The 16,300-nt window shown below is 46.4% G+C and carries 21 protein-coding genes; 16 read left to right on the top strand and 5 right to left on the bottom strand.

From position 1 onward, the window contains the following. Positions 1-3: 3 nt before the first annotated feature. A complete protein-coding gene (locus R7E47_RS01970) occupies positions 4-2,562 on the top strand; it encodes a replication endonuclease (protein ID WP_318083654.1) in 2,559 nt (852 codons plus the stop codon). A gap of 95 nt (positions 2,563-2,657) precedes the next feature. Here R7E47_RS01970 and R7E47_RS01975 read toward each other — a convergent pair whose 3' ends face one another. Both R7E47_RS01975 and R7E47_RS01980 read right to left on the bottom strand, forming a co-directional pair. After that, complete coding sequence (locus R7E47_RS01975) at positions 2,658-3,074, bottom strand: hypothetical protein (protein WP_318083655.1); 417 nt, start codon at positions 3,072-3,074, stop codon at positions 2,658-2,660. Further along, a complete protein-coding gene (locus R7E47_RS01980) occupies positions 3,064-3,852 on the bottom strand; it encodes a hypothetical protein (protein ID WP_318083656.1) in 789 nt (262 codons plus the stop codon). The genes R7E47_RS01975 and R7E47_RS01980 overlap by 11 nt, the downstream gene beginning before the upstream one ends. Positions 3,853-4,446: 594 nt before the next feature. Between R7E47_RS01980 and R7E47_RS01985 the strand changes: the two genes are divergently transcribed. Together R7E47_RS01985 and R7E47_RS01990 are read left to right on the top strand one after the other, a co-directional pair. Beyond that, positions 4,447-4,644, top strand: coding sequence for a Rha family transcriptional regulator (locus R7E47_RS01985; RefSeq protein ID WP_318083657.1), 198 nt, complete (start codon positions 4,447-4,449; stop codon positions 4,642-4,644). 804 nt (positions 4,645-5,448) lie between these two features. Further along, positions 5,449-5,751 carry a hypothetical protein gene (locus R7E47_RS01990; protein ID WP_318083658.1) on the top strand — a complete coding sequence of 101 codons (303 nt, stop codon included), beginning with the start codon at positions 5,449-5,451 and terminating at the stop codon, positions 5,749-5,751. On the opposite strand, the gene R7E47_RS01995 is transcribed toward R7E47_RS01990, so the two are convergent. The 3 genes from R7E47_RS01995 to R7E47_RS02005 form a co-directional block, all read right to left on the bottom strand. After that, a complete protein-coding gene (locus tag R7E47_RS01995; RefSeq protein ID WP_193233266.1) occupies positions 5,746-5,997 on the bottom strand; it encodes an ogr/Delta-like zinc finger family protein in 252 nt (83 codons plus the stop codon). The two genes, R7E47_RS01990 and R7E47_RS01995, sit on opposite strands and share 6 nt — an antisense overlap. Before the next feature lie 78 nt (positions 5,998-6,075). Next, positions 6,076-7,104 carry a phage portal protein gene (locus R7E47_RS02000; RefSeq protein ID WP_318083659.1) on the bottom strand — a complete coding sequence of 343 codons (1,029 nt, stop codon included), beginning with the start codon at positions 7,102-7,104 and terminating at the stop codon, positions 6,076-6,078. Continuing rightward, positions 7,101-8,876: a terminase large subunit domain-containing protein gene (locus tag R7E47_RS02005; protein ID WP_318083660.1), complete on the bottom strand. Its 1,776-nt coding sequence runs from the start codon at positions 8,874-8,876 to the stop codon at positions 7,101-7,103. The genes R7E47_RS02000 and R7E47_RS02005 overlap by 4 nt, the downstream gene beginning before the upstream one ends. 166 nt (positions 8,877-9,042) lie before the next feature. On the opposite strand from R7E47_RS02005, the gene R7E47_RS02010 reads away from it, so the two are divergent. From R7E47_RS02010 to R7E47_RS02070, 13 genes are all read left to right on the top strand, one after another. Beyond that, positions 9,043-9,900, top strand: a complete 858-nt coding sequence (locus tag R7E47_RS02010) for a GPO family capsid scaffolding protein (protein ID WP_318083661.1) — start codon at positions 9,043-9,045, stop codon at positions 9,898-9,900. After that, complete coding sequence (locus R7E47_RS02015) at positions 9,900-10,904, top strand: phage major capsid protein, P2 family (RefSeq protein WP_065870465.1); 1,005 nt, start codon at positions 9,900-9,902, stop codon at positions 10,902-10,904. Before R7E47_RS02010 ends, R7E47_RS02015 begins: the two co-directional genes overlap by 1 nt. 10 nt (positions 10,905-10,914) lie before the next feature. Next, positions 10,915-11,631 carry a phage terminase small subunit gene (gene gpM / locus R7E47_RS02020; protein WP_262661969.1) on the top strand — a complete coding sequence of 239 codons (717 nt, stop codon included), beginning with the start codon at positions 10,915-10,917 and terminating at the stop codon, positions 11,629-11,631. Between the two features lie 114 nt (positions 11,632-11,745). Further along, positions 11,746-12,165 (top strand): head completion/stabilization protein, encoded by a 420-nt coding sequence (locus tag R7E47_RS02025; RefSeq protein WP_065870467.1) that lies wholly within the window; start codon positions 11,746-11,748, stop codon positions 12,163-12,165. After that, positions 12,162-12,656, top strand: a complete 495-nt coding sequence (locus R7E47_RS02030) for a phage tail protein (protein ID WP_053321695.1) — start codon at positions 12,162-12,164, stop codon at positions 12,654-12,656. Before R7E47_RS02025 ends, R7E47_RS02030 begins: the two co-directional genes overlap by 4 nt. Continuing rightward, a complete protein-coding gene (locus R7E47_RS02035; protein WP_318083662.1) occupies positions 12,640-13,296 on the top strand; it encodes a virion morphogenesis protein in 657 nt (218 codons plus the stop codon). Before R7E47_RS02030 ends, R7E47_RS02035 begins: the two co-directional genes overlap by 17 nt. Positions 13,297-13,311: 15 nt before the next feature. Then, positions 13,312-14,442, top strand: coding sequence for a DUF2586 domain-containing protein (locus R7E47_RS02040; protein ID WP_318083663.1), 1,131 nt, complete (start codon positions 13,312-13,314; stop codon positions 14,440-14,442). Between the two features lie 3 nt (positions 14,443-14,445). Beyond that, positions 14,446-14,901, top strand: a complete 456-nt coding sequence (locus tag R7E47_RS02045) for a phage protein (RefSeq protein ID WP_020841105.1) — start codon at positions 14,446-14,448, stop codon at positions 14,899-14,901. Positions 14,902-14,928: 27 nt separating this feature from the next. Continuing rightward, positions 14,929-15,147, top strand: a complete 219-nt coding sequence (locus R7E47_RS02050; RefSeq protein ID WP_029837920.1) for a TraR/DksA C4-type zinc finger protein — start codon at positions 14,929-14,931, stop codon at positions 15,145-15,147. Then, positions 15,144-15,566, top strand: coding sequence for a DUF5675 family protein (locus R7E47_RS02055; RefSeq protein ID WP_318083664.1), 423 nt, complete (start codon positions 15,144-15,146; stop codon positions 15,564-15,566). The genes R7E47_RS02050 and R7E47_RS02055 overlap by 4 nt, the downstream gene beginning before the upstream one ends. A 2-nt stretch (positions 15,567-15,568) precedes the next feature. Next, entirely contained in the window at positions 15,569-15,799 is a 231-nt protein-coding gene (locus R7E47_RS02060) for a hypothetical protein (RefSeq protein ID WP_267334795.1), read from the top strand. A gap of 2 nt (positions 15,800-15,801) precedes the next feature. Then, the gene (locus R7E47_RS02065) at positions 15,802-16,038 is read left to right on the top strand and encodes a hypothetical protein (RefSeq protein ID WP_025589374.1); all 237 of its coding nucleotides are present in this window, start codon (positions 15,802-15,804) and stop codon (positions 16,036-16,038) included. Further along, entirely contained in the window at positions 16,035-16,298 is a 264-nt protein-coding gene (locus R7E47_RS02070; protein ID WP_318083665.1) for a putative phage tail assembly chaperone, read from the top strand. The genes R7E47_RS02065 and R7E47_RS02070 overlap by 4 nt, the downstream gene beginning before the upstream one ends. Positions 16,299-16,300: the final 2 nt, after the last annotated feature.

Below are 16,300 nucleotides of genomic sequence, written 5' to 3' on the forward strand. Positions count from 1 at the left end.
ATCGTGTCTAACTATCTATCCGAACCAACCGAAATCGATTTATACGAGTTTCCATGGCAAGCCCCTTTAAAGGAAGTTGAAGCGGGCTGCTTTGGTGCCCGTCGATATAACACAACTATTGAGCCTGATGATCTCAGTGTTCTGGAACGTAAGTTATTTGAAGCAAACCCAGATGATTTTGAGTGGGCAAAAGACAAAATCCATGGCCTGCCAGACTATTTAACCAAGTACTTTGTCACTCGATACATTTCAGTTTTCGAAAAGCAAGGTAGAAGAGAAGCAAACATCTTTTTGCGTGAGCGCATGGGCCCAGCTGCTGATCGCGCCGTTATGGTTTTACGCAAATACAAAAAGTTACCAACACCCCAAAAGGTATCTTTGCTCAGTGAAGAACTCGATAACACTGACCAAAGCGACTTTACGTCTGCACATCCAGAGATAGCAAAACCTCAACTTCGCTTTGATTTCGATAAGGCGGAGAAAAACCGCAAGCCAGTAAAAAGCCGCATCTTGGCGGAATTGGAGCTGGACGAAATCAAAGAGATGGCGTTCAAGATTGGAAAAATCATGAATGTGCGTTTCCAAATTACCTCTTCTAAGTTGGAAAGCGTTACAGAAGCTGAATTGGAAAAGGATGAAACATTCTGTCCTGTCGTTGAAGGCTACCATCAATTAGCGGCTTTCACTTCTCAGTTTGGCATTAAGCCTCCTTGTAAATACAAGAAGCAAAATGAGCTTTCTGCACTGCAAGACATTTCTCGCATGATTAGCGAAAAGTGGTGGCTTGGTCGTTTGGTTAAAGCTCGCAAAATTATGCGTGAGCACCTAGCCATTGCAATGGGGCAAGTATCTTCAAAAGCTTCTGCTTATGCTTCTTGGGATTGTGTTCGTGAGCACCAAGAGCAACAAAAGCGCAACTGGGAATACATCAAGCAGTGTGAACTCTTCGACGAAGAAACCGAAGAAAAAGCAGACCTGTCCGAAATGGTTCTGAAAAGTGTGTCCAACCCTGCTATTCGCCGTCATGAATTGATGGTGCGTTGTCGTGGTTGTGAAGACATCGGTAATGAACTTGGTTTACAAGGCTTGTTCCTGACCCTGACCACGCCGTCGAAATACCACAACTCATACAAGAAAGGCGGTTTCATTGAGCATTGGAACGGTGCTAGCCCACGAGAGGCGCAAGCATACTTAAACAATGCTTGGCAGCGTATCCGCGCCAAGTTAGGTCGTGAAGAAATCCGCTGGTTTGGCGTACGTGTTGCTGAGCCTCATCACGATGGTACACCACACTGGCATTTACTTATCTGGGTAAAACCAGAAGATGTGGCGCAAGTGCGTGACATCTTTATTTCGTACGCAACCCAAGAAGACCGCGCAGAATTGCACCCGCAGTACGAAAAGGAAAAACAAAAGCCATTTCGTAAGTGTGCTTATGTTGGTCCTATGGATTACCGCCCTCGTTGTGACTTTGGCTACATCGACCCAGAAAAAGGCACAGCAACAGGCTACATCGCTAAATACATTTCTAAGAATATCGACGGTTTTGCTATGGACGATGAAGTCTCCGATGAAACAGGCAAATCAGTCAAAGACATGGCGAAGAACGTCAGCGCATGGAAAAGTCGCTGGGCGATTCGCCAGTTTCAATTTTTCGGTGGTGCGCCGGTTACGACTTACCGAGAGCTGCGCCGCTTCGCAAGCCAAAACAAAAAAGCGTTTATGGAATACGTGTTCATGCAAGAACGCGCTGACCTGTTGGATATGTACCACATGCTGATCCGCCATGTGGTTGGTCCGGTAAAACCTGATCACCTGCTAACCAACAAAGAGTTGGTGGAAGTGATCGGCAAAAACTACCAGGCACGAATCCAATCTGATGAAGCTTGCATCTTAGACACAATGAAAGCAGCAGACCATGGCAACTGGCAAGGCTACATCATGGGGCAGGGTGGGCCATTCGTTAAACGCGAAGATTTGCTGATCACAAACTCATATCAAGTACTTCCTTTCGCATCACCTCACGGTGAAGACGTGCGCAAGGTGGAAGGTTTCCAAACACCGGAAGCGATCGTTAAAACTCGCACTAAGGTCTGGACGATTAAGAAGAAATCAAAGGTGATCGAAGAAGCTGAAGCGATCACCCAAGGGAGCGCAGCGACCGCTATTGGAGCCTCTGGCTCCTCTCGGAGTTCTGTCAATAACTGTACGGAGCATCGCGAGGTACAGGTCAGCGAGCAGCTAACCAGAATGTTAGACCCGGTGAATAGTCGGGCGAATAATCCGCCAAATATTGATGAAACGGCACTGGCCGAACTGCTAAAAGGCAGTTCAATTCGCATCGACGATGCAACCAGTATTCAAATCCGCCCTGCGGAGGTAGACGAGCACGGCAATATACGTCCGGCGCAGCTAGTCGAAGTAAGCCGCGTACCTGCAGATGATCTGAAATGGATGGATTTTGAAGGATGGGACAATCTGTTTACCCAACCAGAAAAGCAAGACTATCAACAACCAGACCTGTCGTTCTTCCCTGATGGAGACGACTGGCCGTTGGTGTGAGGGAAGATGATCATTCTGAGTAGCCGCATACATTACAAAACCCTAAGTATTTACGTAAATACTTAGGGTTTTGTAATGTAATTAAAGCGTGTGTTTTAGCCAGCAGAGCTGTTGCTACTGCCTGAATCTGCGAGTTGATCGGCAAGGTCAATGCATTTTTCTGCGGTTACAATCGACAAGTTTACCAACTGTGGGGATACTTCTTTTCCTAGTTCGTAATCCGCAATTACTCTGTTATCCCTAGATTGCTTTAGTTGGTATGAGAGGCGGCGAAGCTGGCGGTGGTCTATGGACTCTTCGTTTGCTGAGTCTTTTTCCAAATAGGTTATTAAGCTCGCATGGCAGCCTTTCCCACTATAAGTCCAAGGTTCGTTATCAAGAATAGACAGCACTTTATGATACATAGCGTAGTAGCTACGGCTTATTGCACTACGCTGATCTGCTTCTGAACAATTCTCTGATTCAAGAATTCCCTTCGCTGTTTCTAAAAAGTCTTCTGGTTTAGATGCCATAATTCCCCACAACCGTAGTAGATGATGGTTCAAGTGGCTCGAATCTAACTACCACAGGCAGCGTATCTAACTCTGCGTCAATTACATCATCCGCCAGTTGGAAGTTCATATCGAAAAGTTGGTTAACGTCATCCGACTCAACGAAATACACCAGGCTTACCCAATCAGATTCGGGTGGGATGAGCATTTCGGCTTTATTTATGACCGCAGAATAACGTTCTGCAACGTTAGCAGCTACATTTGATAACGCAGCGTAAACCCCTTTATCTAAAGAGAGTTTCTTTGCTGCTTCATCTGCAGTATTTGTTAACGTAGTGCAGTACAAATACAAGTCTTTGTTTTGTTCTACTAGGTCCATTTTAGCTAGATTCTCTGTTATCAATGAAGCATGTAAAATGTTTGGGAAAGAACAAATTACGGTACCAAAACTAGAAATATAGTCGGCATGCTCAAAGTAGTTCAAACTGAGGTCAACGTGCTCCAACAGCGTTTTAGAGTATGCATTGATCTGAAGTACTCGCAGACAGTTGCTCAAGGTTGCAGGGTCACTAACATACTTTAGTGCTTCTAACGCATACTCTTTAGCTTTTTCGCGATCGTGTGCCGCTGTATATGTAAGAGCTTTGAGGGCTAAGCCCCTTTCAAGCTCTACTTGATTATCAGCTTCTTTAAGCAATCTGAACTTAGACATTTCATCAAGCACTTCACCAGACCCAAGAGCATCTAGGATGACTGACAAAATCTCATTAGTATTCTGTTGCGCAGCAGGAGTATGCAAATGACCTGTCCTTTAAGTATTTCTAATCTGAGGATGGAGTAGATTTGTAAAAAACAATATATGTTGTTTTTTAGGCAAAGAACTATACCCCAGTTCAAATCTTCAAACAATCGTCACATTGTCAAAACTTAACCAATATGCGTCAATGTTCACCAATATTAATCACACATCATTGACTAGTATAGTTCACATCGGCTAACCCACTAATGCACTAGCAAAATCCAGAGTCGGGATTAGGACCCCGTTTTGATATAGGCGTATAGACGCCAGCTTTCTGCTGGTTTTTTATGTGTGGCTTCGGCACCTCTAAACGTAGACGTTTCGCGTAGAAATCGTACTATCTGCATTATGGTGGGCTGGGCGAGGCAGCTTTATGCTGGCCGTTTCCTATGTCACGGTACTCCTAACCTTGTCCAGCTCACCACCCGAAGATTAGGACCTTTGTGTGGTGATTCAAATTGAATCGACATAGGAGGTCGCGCTATGACCACAATTACTCTTCTTCCTGAAAATGCCGTTGTTTAAAACCACGGCGATCTTCGAACTACTTCACTTAAAGCTGCAGATGCATTTGGCAAGCGCCATCATGATGTTTTGTGCAAGCTGAAAAATATTGATTGCTCAGAAGACTTTAACGCCCGCAATTTTACGGTGGTTGATTATTTAGACAAAAAAGGTGAATTTCGTAAAGCCTATCAAATGACCAAAGAAGGCTTTATGTTCTTAGTAATGGTTTTTACCGGAAAGAAAGCCGAAGAAATCAAAGAAGCCTACATTAACACCTGCCTTTAACCAAATGGCCAATCAACTCCGCTCTAACTTACCAACACTTCCGCCGTTCGATGGCAATCAGCTCCCAAGCTCTACTTACCCAAACTTTTACGACTCCGGTTGGATCCTTGCTTTATACCGCCGTTGCGAATCCGAAAGCCATTGGACATATCACATCAAATTCGATGTAAGACCTAGAGGCGGAAAATTCTCAGCAACTTTTGAACTGAGTACAGGAGAGAAGGGCAACGACCAGCCAAACTTTTCATCCAGTGGATCACAGTTCGTGGATAGCAACTTCTATTTAGAATACCGAGACCTGAACGAACTATGGGAATACATCGGCAAGGTGTTAGCCAAGCATGGGCCGAGATGTCCGTTTTAGACTAAAATCACACTTTTAGAAATAGTGTGATTTTTTTGGTTAAGGTATTGTTTTATAGATCAAAAAAGATTATTTCTTACAGTTTGATGTGTGCATTTGCAAATATAGTTGGCAAAAACACACATCGGACTGTTTCGTGACATTTGACATTAAGACAGCTGATCGTAACGATAAATACACACTCCTTCCCCAATTCCTCATCTGAATTTTTCAATTAAGCACAGCTGCGTCATTAACACGGTTATCCAATTCCGCAGGCTCGATTTCTAGATTGTTTTTGTGATTTATATCAACTTTCTAAGGTCTTGCGTGATCGAGAACCTAAGCTAGCTTGGTTTGGTAAACAAAGCATTTACCCATTTAGGAAATGCATTACCGCTCGTTTAAATGATGTGGCAGCGTGATTTCTATTAACTCGAAGTAACAAAGGAAAATTCTTAATGAGTGAATTATGTTTAAAAACCACTGTGGAATACTGTATTAATATACAGTATATTTTACTTATAATTGGTAAGGGTGTTGATATGTCTAAAGAAAAGCAGTTGTTTCAATCCGCTCTGGATATAATCATTGATGGGGTGGCCGTCAGTGCTGTAGGTGAGGGAAGAGAGGAAGCGGGGCGAGTTTTACTAGAGGGAATATTACCGCGGTTTTCTCACTTACTGGATGACGAAAAAATAAAAGCCATCCAGTCGATAATTGGGATGGCTGATGAGGCAGAGAGCCCTACTTTTAAGTTATAAAATCGAAAGCTGCTGTTTTAACTCTTCTCTATGTTCTGGTGCTAGGGCTTTAACTATATTAAAAGCTAATTGCGAGGTGGTTTTGGCACTAGGGCTTAGAGTATGACTATAAGATAAATTCATCACAAAGGTATGCCCACATTCCGGGTCACTGCACGAACAATATAAATCAGCATATTTTGTGCTCATTCTATTTGATTTCTGGATGCGACTTTTTTCGCCGCATTCTGGACACAACACTCTCATATAAAACACCTGGCTTATTGACTGACTTAATAATCATACGTCAAAAGGCTGTGTTTTTATACAGTTTTGGGGGCGGTTTTAGGCCGTATCTCCATGTATTAAATTGAAGTTAAGGCGCAAGTGCTTAGGTACCTCGGGGTCTGAATTCACCTCATCCATAATCAGCTCACACACAGGGATGATCTCATCCTTGGCGTACTCACTACCTATCTTCGTTGGGTCGCCTAAACTGGTCGTGCCTTGAGGAATAATGCCAGCTTTACCAACAGGGAATCGGTGGCCGACAAGAATGTCCTGCGCGGTAATATTCTTAATGCGTTCGAATTCATCTTTAGTCGCGATATCACCGACCGGAATCAATTGAATTCCTTTCTCTTTGCCGTTCGGAATGTTTACGAACATACTGCGGAAGTTACCCACACCCTTAGAGCTGGCGATCTTCTGCTTCAACATTTCTTCATCTTCTTCACTAAGGTTTGGGTCGGTGGCGTAGAAGATAAAGCCCATGTGTGCGCCGTTCTTATAGTAGCGACGGCGGAACAAAGTAGCGTCTTTATTCAACAAGCTGCTTTGAACGCTACCAAGATAATCCGCCAAACCGTAGATTTGCTGCTGTGGGTCGTACTGAGGCAAGAAAATAACATCTTCCTTGCGATATTCACGTTGCTGGTTGTCGCGTTCCAGAATGACGAAATTGCCGTTTTTACGTCTACGAAGGTACATGCCAGGTAATGGGTGTAAACGAACTACACGTTTGAAACCATCTCGAATTTTAAGAAACGCTGCATCGCCAAAGGTAAAGTAATCTCGGCAAAAAGCTTGTATATGTCGGCGTCGAGTTGCACCGCCACTCTGGAAGCGTCCCGCTACATAGTTTGCTCGAGCGATAAGCAGTGAACCATGATAGGCGTTGGCTCGAGCAATATCGGCCAAGCCACTGCGGGAAATTGGTGGCTCCCAATAGTCGTCACCATCGTTGTAAAACAAATCTGAATAGGTGGTCATCCAACTGTTGGAGTCGATGGCCTCTGGCGAAGAGTCGATGTGGTAGACCGACTCTGGCGTGTATTCTTCTTGTCTAACTAAAGTGTTCATTTGCTCGGTCATGCTGCTGTGGCCCAGGTTGATTTCGTTGGTGTGGAGTGATCTAGCGGTTCGTTAATGATGGCGTGAGAGATTGCCCAGAATGCATCGGCGTGTCCGGTCGTTTCACTTCGTTCGGCCTTAAAGGTCATGGCGTTACCGCTAGCGGTTGGCACGCGCTTAATCGCCATAAATGCCATCGCAATGTCTTTGTGCTGCGCATCGAACTGCAGGCGTTTGGCTTCTACGATGTCAATCATCTTCATCACAAGGCGGTTTTTGTTTTCGTTGCTGTAATGGATTGCGTGTGCTTCACGTGGGTATTTCTTCGATATTAAGTCCCAAACACCGCCACCAATTCCCGTGGTGTCGACGCCGATGTATGTCACCTTGTAGCGCTGAAATACCTTTTCTATCTCTGACACGTGATACTGAAAGTTCAGTCCTTTCCAATAGTGTTTTTCCAGTACGCGGAAGCGTTCACCTGGTACAACTGGTGGAGCGACAACCACCAAGCAGGCGTTGTCTCGAGTTCGGCTTGGGTCGTAACCCAACCAAACTTCTCGATGAGCAAAGGGACGTTTGTTATTTGGTTTGAAGTCTTGCCAGTGAGCGGCATCCACCATGCCTTTTTCAAGATCAGAGAATTTGAAGACAGACAGCGAACCATCGACAAACACACACATAAACAGGTTTTTGAAGTCATCATCACTGTATTCTTCTCGTAGCTCTTCAATGTCGAACAGGTCACAACCACCGTTTGCCGCATCTTCGATGGTGACAACATAACGCCACTGTTTGTCTGGGCAGAGTCGGCCACCATCTCGAAATTCATCAAAGGTCGGGAATTCGACGTGGGCACGTGAGTCTTTCCCTTTTCGCCATTGGTCACCAGTCCAGAACGGGTAAGCCTGGTGCATTTTCGACGATGGTGTAGAAAAGTAAGTTTTGCGCCACTTCTTATGCGTTGCCATTGCCGAAGCAAGTTTGTTCAGCTCATCGAACTTAGGGATCCAGAAATATTCATCGACATAAACGTGACCGTGGTAACTCTGCGCGGTTTTGCTGTTCGTGGACAAAAAGCGCAGTTCGGCACCGTTGGAGAGAATGATAGGGTTACCGGTTAACTCGATGTCCAAAAATTCTTTGGCAATCGCAATGATGTAGCTGCGGAAAACTTCAGCTTGTGCGCGTGATGCAGAAAGAAAGATTTGGTTATCACCAGTCAGAATCGCATCTTCTAATGCTTCACCACTGAAATAGTAAGTAGCACCAATCTGGCGAGACTTGAGAATATTACGAATGCGCTGTTTGATGTTGTTGCGCATCGTGTGCTGGTATTCGAACAGGGATTCGTGCCAGCCTTTAAAGTCATCTTCTGTTAGGTGCTCAATGCTGTTCTTCTTACGGCTCCTTTTACGGTTGCCGTTACTGCTGCTTTGCTTTGATGAGTCACCATCACTCTTTGGTGAGCTGCCTTGCGAAAGGTGTCGCTCCGCTTTGGCTTTTGCATCAGCGTGAGCTTTTAACAGCTTAACGTGGTGATCGATTAGCTTGTCCATTTCCTTGAGCTGCTGATCGGTTTTCTCATCCTTATCTATCAGCACCGCTAAACGGCGGTTAATCATCTGCTCTATAGACAATTCATCCAACAACAACGCCCAGCCGAATTTCTCCGCCCAGGTATAAAGGATGCGCTCACTATTGAGGTTCAGTTGCGCAGCAATTTCTTTCGGAGGAACACCGCGTAAATAGAGCTTTTTCGCGGCTTCTCTTATTTCATCTGAATATGCCATAGCTGCATCATACGCGCCGAAAACTTACAGATGACCTAGATAAGTTCCTGAAAATTCGGGTTTTGGTTAAATCCGAATTGGTAGGAATTGAAGTGGCTGAAAGCCGTTATTCAAAGGCGTATTGTTTGCTCACACCGATATGTGAATGACAAGTTTGAGTACCAAAATGCCAAAGATTAGTGACTGGAAAATCATTGCTACTGAGGGGCCAACCGTAGACGGGCGCAAAATTACCCGTGATTGGATTGAGCAAATGGCGGCAAGCTATGACCCAAAAGAGTACACCGCGCTCATCTGGCCAGAGCACCGTCGATTTTATGGTTACGGTGATAACTGGGGCAAAGTTATTGAGCTCAAAGCGGAGGAAGAAAGCGGCAAAATGCGTCTGTTCGCGAAGTTAGAGCCGAACGACTTCATGCTCGAAGCCAACCGAAAAAAGCAAAAGCTATTCACATCCATCGAACCAAATCCTGATTACAAGGGCGAAGGACGTTGCTATTTAATGGGCCTAGCTGCGACTGACTCCCCAGCCTCCACGGGTACTTCGCTCCTTCAATTTTCTCGTCAATCTGGCGAAACCACCGAATTAGAATGCAGCGCATTGGAAGAAGTCGATTTTTCTGAGTGTTTCACGCGCAAAGACCGCTTTTTCGCGGCATTCAATGAATTTTTCTCTTCTGGCGATGAAGGGCCAGAAACTCCATCAAAAGTAGAGGACACCGACGTGACCGAAGAGCAACTAAAAGCAGCACTGCAAGAGCAGTTTTCTGCATTCAAAGGCGAGTTCAAGCAAGAACTGAAAGAAGAGTTCAACTTGCAAGACGAACCAGAAACGCCAGAGCCAGAAGAGAAGGGAACAAGCGTTGAGCTGTTCTCTGCCACTCTGGACGAAAAACTAAAACCGTTAATCGAGAAAGTGAACGGTCTCGAAAACCAATTCGCTGAACTTTCAAAAGAAGTTCCGGGTCAAGAACCAGATGGTTCTGGCGCTGACGATAAATTCTCAGCTAAGGAGATGTTTTAATGCTGAACGCAATTTCAACTCAATACCTGCAAGAGTTTTCTGCAACTATGTTGACAAGTGCAGGCGCGTCAGCAGGTCAAACGATGTTTAACCTTACGCCGCCAATGGAAACTAAGCTGCGTCAGGCAATTATGCAGTCAGATGCCTTCTTGGGCATGATCGCGATGCTGCCTGTACAGCAAATCAAAGGTCAGGTTGTTGATGTTGGTAACGATGGTCTATCAACAGGCCGCGGCAACAATGAGCGCTTTAGCGTAGAAGTAGGCCAAAGTGGTAACACCTACGAGTTGGTTAAAACTGATTCTGGTGCGCACATTCTTTGGGAAACCATGACTCAATGGGCGAACTCAGGTTCTAAAAATGAATGGTTGAAGATGATGCAAAATGCCATCTCGCGCCGTTTTGCTCTCGATATTCTACGTGTTGGCTTCAATGGTACATCGGCTGCAACGGTAACAGACCCAGTCGCAAATCCACTTGGTCAGGATGTCAACAAAGGTTGGCTGACTATCGCGAAAGAGAAGAAAGCGAGCCAAGTCCTTGCTTCTGCCCAACTCGACTCATCAGGTGCAACCGCGGATTCTTACAAAAACCTAGATTCGTTGGTTCAAGACCTGATCAATACCACGATTGCGCCAGAGCACCGCCAAGACCCTGATCTTGTGGTTCTCGTCGGTTCAAACTTGGTCGCAGCAGAGCAGCACCGTTTACTGGAAGCGGCAAACACGCCTACCGAGCACAAAGCTGCTCAACAACTGGCAAAAACCATTGCAGGTAAGAAAGCCTATCAAGCGCCGTTCTTCCCAGTCGATCAGGTTTGGGTAACCAACACCAAAAACCTGCAAGTACTCACGCAGGAAGGCACGCAATGGCGTAAGCAAAAGAATGATGAAGACACGCTTCGCTTCAAACAAAACCACATCCGTATGGAAGGTTACGCCATCGGTAACCTGAACAAGTTCGCTGCGATTGAAGCGGTGACCGTTGTTGAGCCTGCTGCTTAAGGAGTAATGCATGGTTAGCCCATTAGCAAAACAGCGTCGAAAGCTCATTGAACAGCAAGCTAACCAGTCTGTACCGGAAGTCATTTCCGGTGCAGATACCGACAGCCTGCACATCAAGCTGATTGAGTTTGAAGAAGACCGCAAGTATTTGCGCTCATTTAACGCCATCGCTGATCGAATTAAGCACAAGCGTGAAGTGCTGGTACCGAAATACAAGCCGTATGTTCAGGCTTATTTAGAAAGTGGCGAAGCGTTCGAAAACCCAATTTTTACCAACATGGTGGTTTGGCTATTCGACATCAAAGAGCTGGATGCCGCGATTGAGTGGTGCATGAAAGCCATTGAGCTAGATTTGCCTACGCCAGAAAACTTCCGCCGTGACTGGCCGACGTTCTGTGCTGACGAAGTGTTGGCATGGGCGGAGAAAGAATCTGAACGTGGTCATTCCATTGAGCCTTACTTCACCCAGGTGTTCGATAAGGTCGAGAAAGAGTGGCGCTTGCACGAGAAGGTTCACGCTAAGTGGTACAAGTTCGCGGGTTTATACCTGATCCGAAATGAAGAAGGCCAGCCGCAAGCCACAGCTGTTGGCAACGTAGAAACATTAGAAAAAGCATTGGCTCTGCTTCACCACGCGCACGATAAGAACAGCAAAGTGGGGGTGGGTACCCAAATCAAGAAGATTGAAGCCCGTATTCGCGCCATTAACGAAGGCAAGAATCTGTAAAGACTCCTACGCCACCGCGCCTCGGCTGGTGAGGTAAGAGAAGCTAACCGGCTAACTCGATACCGTCGACCCAGTGGCTAGAGGCGCCCTAATTTAACTAATCAAGGGACCGTTATGAGCTTTGGCGGAAATGTTAACAGTGCAGTCGATATCGCCATACCAGGTGAAGGATGGCCGGATTTATCTACGGCTGAATTTCGCAGTTTACGCCGTGTTCCCCATACGTTTGATAACGACTCTTTGAACTACGCGGTGGCCATCGCCGCGCTGAATATTCAAGAACGATTAGAAAGCCTGATCGTAGATGGCGAAAAACCAGTGCTGAGCAGCCCGAAAATCATGCTCTACAAGCGTGCGGTTTATGGTCGGGCTCACGCCGAACTGATGAAAGAGTTTGCGACTCAAGACCGCCGCAAAGAAGGTGAAAGCGTGGCAACGGATGAACCGGAACAAGAGGCACGTTTTCTCGCACAGAGTAACAAAGATGTGCGTGCGCTCCTTGGCCGCAGTGCAAATGGGATTGACTCGATATGAGCGATACAGCCTACAACAAGACCAAGCTTGAGCATTTAACGGAATACATTGTTAGTCACCTCAATAGCAACGTGCTGGACAACAAAATTGATGCTTGGCAAGAGAACGGCTCGATTGTCCCAAGTGGTGAAGACCGAGGCAACGATGGTTACATCGCGTGTTACTGGAAATACAACGCGGTGATCTCGGTAGAGGAATTTCCTCACCGATTGTTAGACCCGCGCTGTTTGCTTGCTCTTGTGGCCTGTTGGTTAAGCGACCATGAAGAAGACCGCAACGAACAAGAGCTCGAAGACCCAACACTTTCGGTTGATGTGATTAGCAGTGAGCTGGCTGATGTGAGCATAGAGCTTGAGCTGATGGAACCTATCGAGTTGGTACCAGATGCAGAGGCAGGAATGATTACCTGGCGCGGAATCAAATATCGAGTTCAAGCCGTAGAGATTTACACCGCAGAAGAAGCGGAGTTGGTGAATGAAACCAACAATTAATGCGAATCAAAGGGATGCGCTCAACATGCAAGAAAAGCTTGCCATGTTAGCACTGCCACCAAAGAAGCGAGTTTGGATACTGAAAACCCTTGGCCGTTGGGAAAAAGCCAATACACGCAAACGCATTCAGCAACAAAAAGATATTCACGGCCAAGCGTTAGAGCCAAGAAAAGGTAAGAAGCGCGGCAAGGTGATGCGGCGCATGGCGAAAGGGTTAACCCCTTATGTACGAAACGCCAACATGCTCGACCTGACTTGGAGCAACAAGCTCACCGCAAAAATTGCAGCTCGGCATCATCTTGGTCAAAAGCAAAAGATGACCAAGCGCCAAATGCAAAAGCGTTGGGGAACACCAGACTATTCCGCGCCTTGCAGTAAAGGGCAAGCGCGAAAGCTAAGGGAACTGGGTTACACGGTTCCGAGAAAAAGCGGTAAAGGACGGAAAAAGCCAAGCCTTCGTCTGTTAATGGAAACCGTTACCCATGGCCAAGCCGGACAAATTATCCGAGAGCTGAGCAATCAGCCTAGTGTCACTGCTTGGGATATCCCATTGGCAGAACGCCAGATATTAGGCAGTAAAGAACGCGAAGTAACCCGCCAACTCATAAAAATCTTTGAGCAGGCCAAGACGCGAAAATAAGCGAGGAAACAACCAATGGCAACCGGAAAGGTAGAGGTAAACAACCTCAATTTAGGGCAAGGCGGGATTCCAGAAATTGAACGCCACCTGATCTACATCGGGCGAACCGACAAAGCCGAACTGCAAGGCAAAGTCACGCGCGTAAACAACATGACCAATCTTGATGATGTGGTGGCCGATGATGCGCTAGGCGCAAACGTCAAAGCCGCGCAGCTCAATGGCAAACAAAACTGGACGGGTGCCATCTTTGGTTTAGCGGCTGATGCTACTTGGCAAGAAGCGGTAGACATTGCCAACCGTACCGACTCTTTTGAAGGTGTTTGTATTGTCGATGTTGTGACAGATAAAGCCGACTTCACCGCGATGCAAGACAAGGCGACAGAACTCACGAGCAAACTAGGTCGCTGGGTGTTCTTCCTTGCTGCTTGTCCTGGTATTACGGCAGAAGGTGAAGGTGCACAAACGTGGTCAGACTATGAAACGGCCATGCTAACCCTAGTCAAAGATGTTGCCGCTAATTTGGTTACACCAGTACCTCAACTCAATGGTAACAACGTGGGTGTGCTTGGTGGTCGCCTATGTGATCGTGCTGTCACTGTAGCCGATAGCCCTATGCGCGTTGCAACAGGCAGTTTGCTTGGTCTTGGTGAAATGCCTGTCGATAGTGCAGGTAAACCATTAGAAATGAGCACCATTGCAGCGTTAGCCGAGGCGCGTTATTCATTGCTGCAATGGTATGCGGATATGGAAGGCATCTACTGGACAGATGGTTCAACGCTCGAAGCGAAAGGTGGCGACTATCAATTCCTTGAATACGTTCGCCCAGTTCACAAACTAAACCGCCGCGTTCGTATTAAAGCGATTCGTCGTATTGCTGACCGAATCCTTAACTCAACACCACCAAGTATTGAGCTCAACCGCACCTATTTCAGTAAAGACATGCGCGATATGTCGAAGACCACTGAAATTGGCGGCATTCAGTTCCCAGGTGAAATCATGCCACCACGTGATGAAGATGTGTCGATTCAGTGGATGACAAAAACCAAAGTAAACATTGGCTTAATGGTTCGCCCTCATAACTGCCCGAAACACATTGTTGTCAATATTGGGCTTGATCTCTCTAACCCTGCAGATGCGGAGGCGTAATCCATGAGCATGCGTATTTCTGGCAAGAACATGCATTTTTCAATGGGTGACTACAAGCTCAAAGCGCAAAAAGTCACTCTATCCATTACCGATAATTCTGCCGTCAATAAAACCTCTGGTGTGCCTGATGGTTATGTCGATGGCGATGTAGAAGCAAGCGGTGAAATGGAGCTTACCACGCAGCAATTCAACCAGTTGAGCAAGGCAGCAAAACAAGCCGGCTCTTGGCGTGGAATGCCTGATTTTGACGCGCTGTTCTACGGCAAGATTGATAAAGACGAGCTGAAAATTGAAGCCTTCGGTTGTCGTATCAAAATCTCTGATCTTCTCGATGCCGATTCAAATGGTGGCAGTGCATTGGTTCACAAACTGCCGTTCGAAGTAACTAGCCCTGACTTTGTGAAAATCAACGGCGTTCCATACCTGCGCCCTGATGAAACCGAAGATTTGGTTCAGTAGCTTTTTGTTCAATAGACAGGGGGCGTAATGTCTGATGTTATCGACCATGCCAGTGGCCTTGAAACCCAATTCACAGAAGTGGCGATTGCCAACCAACTGGCAAGGGCTAAGCAAATGGAACAACGGGAAAGCGCACAGGAATGCGGCGAATGTGGCGTCCCAATACCCGAAGAACGCCGCCAAAAAGTACCAGGGTGTAAGTACTGCACCCAGTGCCAAAGCAACATAGAGAGATTTAAGCGATGAAGCATTTTGTTTTAAAGCGCCGTTACTTTCCCCACGGTACCTATTCAACGTTACACCGTGCTGATGGTAGCCAGGTTTGTTGTGTTGTTGAGCGACCTTGGCTGAACAACGCGCCATCTAAGTCCTGTATTCCAGAAGGTAGCTACACGCTTTTCCCACATAAATCACCAAAGTTTGGTGAGTGCTATGCACTGGAAAGCAAAGACCTTGGTGTGACTCGACTAGGGCCAAGCCTACGAACTCATATTTTGGTTCACAAAGCGAATTCGCCTAAGCAACTTCAAGGCTGTTTGGCGCCGGGTGTGGACTTTGGCTTTGTGGGGGACGAATGGGCGGTTGTGAATTCTACGGCCGCATTTAAAAACCTGTTGGCTGAGCTTGGCGGAGAGCCAGCAAGCCTCACTATTGTTAAGGATTAACTATGGCATTCCTTACCGGAATTATCGGCAAAACCCTACTTGAAGTATTGAAAGGTCTGTTCTTTCAGATCAGTTGGAAAATTATTCTGGAGCGCTTCGCAACGCGCGCTGTGGTGTGGGGCTTGGAAACTCTGAAAGGCTTGACTACCAACGATGTGATGCAAGAAACCGTCGACGACATTATCGCATCGCTTCAGGGCAAACGCTTGAAGGAAATCCAACAGAAGGAATAGCGATGGACCCAACCTGGCTATCTGCACTGGTTGCCCTTGCCACCCTTTTGGTGATGTTAACCGGTGCTCTTATCAGCAAGTTGTTTTCACTCTCTAAAGAGCTTGCTGAATACAAAACCCATGTGGCCGAGTATTACGCCAAAAAAGACGAAGTGAATGACGGCTTCGAGCGTCTGGAACGTCAATTGGAGAACGGCCTAACACGAATTTACGAAACACTTAAGCGAGAAGCAGCATGAAAACATCAATTATTTTAACCGTTGGCACAACAGACCTTGAGTTCAACCCAACGCCAGCCGAGTACGACGACGCGCAAAACACCATTCTGCAAGGTGATGCGAGTAGCGCGGCCCACAATTTCCTGATGAGCTGTGTTAGCGAAGGCTCAAAAGATGCGCTACGTGAAATTACTCAGCAGAACCCTGGCGCGGCAACACAGATTTATGGTGCGGTTCTTAAAGAGTACGCACCTAAGCTTTCCATCTCGGTAAAAAAATAGAT

Origin of the sequence: Vibrio sp. Vb1026 (assembly GCF_033338745.1) — a bacterium.
GTDB lineage: Bacteria > Pseudomonadota > Gammaproteobacteria > Enterobacterales > Vibrionaceae > Vibrio > Vibrio alginolyticus.

Bases quoted from the DNA above. Each gene is read 5' to 3' on its own strand.
- R7E47_RS02030 (WP_053321695.1), top strand. From the start codon at position 12,162: ATGAGCGATACAGCCTACAACAAGACCAAGCTTGAGCATTTAACGGAA.
- R7E47_RS02000 (WP_318083659.1), bottom strand. From the start codon at position 7,104: ATGACCGAGCAAATGAACACTTTAGTTAGACAAGAAGAATACACGCCA.
- R7E47_RS01990 (WP_318083658.1), top strand. From the start codon at position 5,449: ATGAGTGAATTATGTTTAAAAACCACTGTGGAATACTGTATTAATATA.
- R7E47_RS02055 (WP_318083664.1), top strand. From the start codon at position 15,144: ATGAAGCATTTTGTTTTAAAGCGCCGTTACTTTCCCCACGGTACCTAT.
- R7E47_RS02060 (WP_267334795.1), top strand. From the start codon at position 15,569: ATGGCATTCCTTACCGGAATTATCGGCAAAACCCTACTTGAAGTATTG.
- R7E47_RS02070 (WP_318083665.1), top strand. From the start codon at position 16,035: ATGAAAACATCAATTATTTTAACCGTTGGCACAACAGACCTTGAGTTC.
- R7E47_RS02040 (WP_318083663.1), top strand. From the start codon at position 13,312: ATGGCAACCGGAAAGGTAGAGGTAAACAACCTCAATTTAGGGCAAGGC.
- R7E47_RS02035 (WP_318083662.1), top strand. From the start codon at position 12,640: ATGAAACCAACAATTAATGCGAATCAAAGGGATGCGCTCAACATGCAA.
- R7E47_RS01975 (WP_318083655.1), bottom strand. From the start codon at position 3,074: ATGGCATCTAAACCAGAAGACTTTTTAGAAACAGCGAAGGGAATTCTT.
- R7E47_RS02065 (WP_025589374.1), top strand. From the start codon at position 15,802: ATGGACCCAACCTGGCTATCTGCACTGGTTGCCCTTGCCACCCTTTTG.
- gpM (WP_262661969.1), top strand. From the start codon at position 10,915: ATGGTTAGCCCATTAGCAAAACAGCGTCGAAAGCTCATTGAACAGCAA.
- R7E47_RS02050 (WP_029837920.1), top strand. From the start codon at position 14,929: ATGTCTGATGTTATCGACCATGCCAGTGGCCTTGAAACCCAATTCACA.
- R7E47_RS02045 (WP_020841105.1), top strand. From the start codon at position 14,446: ATGAGCATGCGTATTTCTGGCAAGAACATGCATTTTTCAATGGGTGAC.
- R7E47_RS02005 (WP_318083660.1), bottom strand. From the start codon at position 8,876: ATGGCATATTCAGATGAAATAAGAGAAGCCGCGAAAAAGCTCTATTTA.
- R7E47_RS01995 (WP_193233266.1), bottom strand. From the start codon at position 5,997: ATGAGAGTGTTGTGTCCAGAATGCGGCGAAAAAAGTCGCATCCAGAAA.
- R7E47_RS02015 (WP_065870465.1), top strand. From the start codon at position 9,900: ATGCTGAACGCAATTTCAACTCAATACCTGCAAGAGTTTTCTGCAACT.
- R7E47_RS02010 (WP_318083661.1), top strand. From the start codon at position 9,043: ATGCCAAAGATTAGTGACTGGAAAATCATTGCTACTGAGGGGCCAACC.
- R7E47_RS02025 (WP_065870467.1), top strand. From the start codon at position 11,746: ATGAGCTTTGGCGGAAATGTTAACAGTGCAGTCGATATCGCCATACCA.